Source organism: Streptomyces sp. NPDC004752 (assembly GCF_053601275.1).
Genome location: NZ_JBSGBN010000273.1, coordinates 1 through 3,280, shown reverse-complemented (window position 1 = coordinate 3,280; position 3,280 = coordinate 1). Strand labels below are relative to the sequence as shown.

Sequence of the window (3,280 nt, the reverse complement as noted above, 5' to 3'; positions counted from 1 at the left end):
TCCCAGACACCCGAGGAGCCGAGCGAGCGCATCGGGTACTGCGTGCCGTCCCAGCCGGTGAAGTCACCGGTGACCCGCACGCCCCGGGCGTTCGGCGCCCACACGGTGAACCGGGTGCCGGTCACGCCCTGATGCGTCATGGGCTCGGCGCCCAGCGCCCGCCACAACTGCTCGTGCCGTCCCTCACCGATCAGATGCAGATCCAGCTCGCCGAGGGCGGGCAGCAGGCAGTAGGGGTCGGCGGTCTCGTGCACGGCGTCCTCGTACTCGACCAGCAGCGTGTACACCGGGATCGTCGCGTGCGGCAGCACGGCCGAGAAGAGGCCCTCGCCCTCGGAGACCAGCCCGCTGCGCGCCCCGTCGACCAGCACGCTCACCGCGCGGGCGAAGGGCCGCAGCGCCCGGAAGAGGGTGCCGCCCGGCACCGGGTGCGCGCCCAGCAGGGCGTGCGGGTCGTGGTGGGCGCCCGCGAGCAGCCGCTCGCGGTCGGCCGGAGCCAGCGGGAGGACCGCGGGCGGTACGGGGCCCGACGGCTCGGGGAGCGAGATGTCGCGCAGTGCCATGAGGTCAGCCTCCCCTGACGGCGAGCCGCTCGATCGCGGCCATGGGAACGGGCAGCCAGTCCGGACGGTGCCGGGCCTCGTACACGACCTCGTACACCGCCCGGTCGGTCTCGTGGGCACGCAGCAGCGCGTGCTTGCGGCGCGGGTCCCACCCGGCCCGGGCGGCGTAGCCCGCGCAGTAGGCATCCCGGCAGCGGTCGGCCCAATCCGGGTGCCAGGGGCGTCGCTGCCGGGCCGCATAGTCGAAGGAGCGCAGCATGCCGGCCACGTCCCGCACCGGGGACTGCGCGCTGCGCCGCTCGGAGAGCGGGCGCGAGGGCTCGCCCTCGAAGTCGATGACGAACCAGTCCCGCCCGGCCCGCAGCACCTGCCCGAGGTGCAGATCGCCGTGGATGCGCTGGGCCGCGGGTTCGGCGTCGTGGCCGTCGAGCGCGCCGAACGCGGTGCGCAGCCCCGGGACGAACGGCGCGAGGGCCGGCACACAGTGCGCGGCGGCCTCCAGGCGGGCGGTCATCGCCGCCACGGTGTGGCCGTTCTCGCCGCTGCCTGCGGACGGGAAGGCGGTGCCTGCGGACGGGAAGGCGGTGCCGAGCGCCATGTGCACATCGGCCGTGGCCTGCCCCAACTCGTATGCCTCGGTGTGGAAGCCGTCCCCCGCGGCGAGCGCGCGCAGCGCCAGCGTCCAGCCGTCGGCGGCGTCCGTCAGGAACGGCTGGAGCACCCCGAGCGTGGCCGGCCGCGGCTCGGTCGTCCGGAACCAGGCGACGGGTGCGGGCACCCGAGTGCAGCCCTGCGCGGCCAGCGCCCTGGGCACCTCCAGGTCCGGGTTGATGCCGGGCTCCACCCGGCGGAACACCTTCAGGATGTACGCATCGCCGTACACCAGCGAGGAGTTGGACTGCTCGGCGGCCAGCAGACGCGGCGCGAGCCCGCCGGGCACCCGCACGGCCGGGTCCGCCTCGAAGCGCAGCGGACCCGCTGTGCCCGGCCGCAGCAGCCGCTCCAGGAGCAGCGCGGCCGAGCGCGGATCGTGCAACGCGTCGTAGAGCGCGACACCGGCGAGCGGGCCGTCCGGCACCCGGCCTATGAACGCCCGGTCCAGATGCGGCGTCGGCTCCTTGCGCACGCCGAGCAGCAGCTGGTAGCAGGCGCCGGCCGGGGGCGTGCCGCCGGGCGCGGGGACGCCGCCCTGCCCGGTGTGCACCAGCAGATGCAGACAGCCCGGGAACAACTCGGTCATGGACAGCACGGCCAGGTCCGTGACCGGCCGGTCCCGGCCCGCGAACCAGCGCTGCCGGGGGAGCCACTCGCTCAGCAGTTTGGCCAGGGGCGCCATCGGCCGGTCGGGGCCGGCCGCGCCGCGCGGCCGGAGCGAAACGGTCTTCGGCATGGTGAGGCGTCCTTTCCTCGGCGCCGCGCGCTCAGCGTCGTCGGCCGATGCGGGATGCGACTCGGGAGAGCCGGAACCAGTAGAAGCCGTGGCCCGCGAGGGTGAGGAGGTAGGGGAGTTCACCGATGGCGGGAAAGCGCACTCCGCCGACGAGTTCGACGGGATGCCGTCCGTCGTAGGCCCGCAGGTCGAGTTCGGTCGGCTGTGCGAACCGCGAGAAGTTGTGGACGCACAGCACGAGGTCGTCGTCGTATTCGCGCAGGAAGGCGATGACGGCCGGGTTGGAGGAGGGCAGTTCGGTGTAGGTGCCGAGTCCGAAGGCGGGGTTCTGCTTGCGGATCTCGATCATGCGGCGGGTCCAGTGGAGCAGGGAGGACGGGGAGGACATGGCGGCTTCGACGTTGGTGACCTGGTAGCCGTGGACGGGGTCCATGATGGTGGGCAGGTAGAGGCGGCCGGGGTCGCTGGAGGAGAAGCCGGCGTTGCGGTCGGGTGTCCATTGCATGGGGGTGCGGACGGCGTCGCGGTCGCCGAGCCAGATGTTGTCGCCCATGCCGATCTCGTCGCCGTAGTAGAGGATCGGGCTGCCGGGCAGGGAGAGGAGGAGGGCGGTGAAGAGTTCGATCTGGTTGCGGTCGTTGTCGAGGAGGGGGGCGAGGCGGCGGCGGATGCCGATGTTGGCGCGCATGCGGGGGTCTTTGGCGTATTCGGCCCACATGTAGTCGCGTTCTTCGTCGGTGACCATTTCGAGGGTGAGTTCGTCGTGGTTGCGCAGGAAGATGCCCCATTGGCAGTGGGCGGGGATGGCGGGGGTCTTGGCGAGGATCTCGGAGACGGGGTGGCGGGACTCGCGGCGTACGGCCATGAAGATGCGGGGCATGACGGGGAAGTGGAAGGCCATGTGGCATTCGTCGCCGCCGGTGCGGTAGTCGCCGAAGTAGTCGACCACGTCCTCCGGCCACTGGTTCGCCTCCGCCAGCAGCACGGTGTCCGGGTACAGCGAGTCGATCTCCTTGCGCACCCGCTTCAGGAACTCATGGGTGGCGGGCAGGTTCTCGCAGTTGGTGCCCTCGGCCGCGTACAGGTAGGGCACCGCGTCCAGCCGGTATCCGTCGACCCCGAGGTCGAGCCAGAAGCGCAGGGCGGCCAGGATCTCCTCCTGGACGGCCGGGTTCTCGTAGTTGAGGTCCGGCTGGTGGGAGAAGAAACGGTGGAAGTAGTACTGACCCCGGACCGGGTCGTGCGTCCAGTTCGATGCCTCGGTGTCGACGAAGATGATGCGGGCGTCGGCGTACTGCTTGTCGTCGTCGGCCCAGACGTAGTAGTC

Annotated in this window: 3 protein-coding genes; all 3 read right to left on the bottom strand. The window is 72.0% G+C overall.

The window, feature by feature from the left end; all coding sequences use genetic code 11:
• Positions 1 to 563, bottom strand: a 563-nt coding sequence (locus tag ACWEKM_RS46165) for a GlgB N-terminal domain-containing protein (protein WP_451627306.1), incomplete at its 3' end; no start/stop codon positions are given.
• Between the two features lie 4 nt (positions 564 to 567).
• Positions 568 to 1,953 (bottom strand): maltokinase N-terminal cap-like domain-containing protein, encoded by a 1,386-nt coding sequence (locus tag ACWEKM_RS46160; protein WP_451627305.1) that lies wholly within the window; start codon positions 1,951 to 1,953, stop codon positions 568 to 570.
• Positions 1,954 to 1,984: 31 nt separating this feature from the next.
• Positions 1,985 to 3,280 (bottom strand): maltose alpha-D-glucosyltransferase (gene treS, locus ACWEKM_RS46155; RefSeq protein ID WP_451627304.1); only part of this gene is annotated, 1,296 nt, incomplete at its 5' end.